Origin of the sequence: Candidatus Enterococcus avicola (genome assembly GCF_047470845.1) — a bacterium.
Taxonomy (GTDB): Bacteria; Bacillota; Bacilli; order Lactobacillales; family Enterococcaceae; genus Enterococcus_D; species Enterococcus_D casseliflavus.
On the sequence record NZ_JBLGTY010000066.1, the window covers coordinates 1 to 372 of the forward strand.

General features: G+C 52.4%; 4 tRNA genes. All 4 read left to right on the forward strand.

What is annotated here, in order from left to right:
• The first annotated feature begins 2 nt into the window (after positions 1-2).
• The 4 genes from ACI3E5_RS17600 (at position 3) to ACI3E5_RS17615 (ending at position 368) form a co-directional block, all read left to right on the forward strand.
• A tRNA-Ile gene (locus ACI3E5_RS17600) sits at positions 3-76 on the forward strand.
• Between the two features lie 21 nt (positions 77-97).
• A tRNA-Ser gene (locus ACI3E5_RS17605) sits at positions 98-185 on the forward strand.
• A gap of 9 nt (positions 186-194) precedes the next feature.
• A tRNA-Glu gene (locus ACI3E5_RS17610) sits at positions 195-266 on the forward strand.
• Positions 267-278: 12 nt separating this feature from the next.
• Positions 279-368 (forward strand) — tRNA-Ser (locus tag ACI3E5_RS17615).
• Positions 369-372 lie beyond the last annotated feature (4 nt).

Below are 372 nucleotides of genomic sequence, written 5' to 3' on the forward strand. Positions count from 1 at the left end.
TGGGGCCTATAGCTCAGCTGGTTAGAGCGCACGCCTGATAAGCGTGAGGTCGATGGTTCGAGTCCATTTAGGCCCATCAAAATGTAGTCATACATTTGGGGAAGTACTCAAGTGGCTGAAGAGGCGCCCCTGCTAAGGGTGTAGGTCGGGAAACCGGCGCGAGGGTTCAAATCCCTCCTTCTCCGTTTTTTATTGGTCCGTTGGTCAAGTGGTTAAGACACCGCCCTTTCACGGCGGTAACACGGGTTCGAATCCCGTACGGATCATTTGTTACTTTTGGAGGATTACCCAAGTCCGGCTGAAGGGAACGGTCTTGAAAACCGTCAGGCGGGTAAAACCGTGCAAGGGTTCGAATCCCTTATCCTCCTTAAC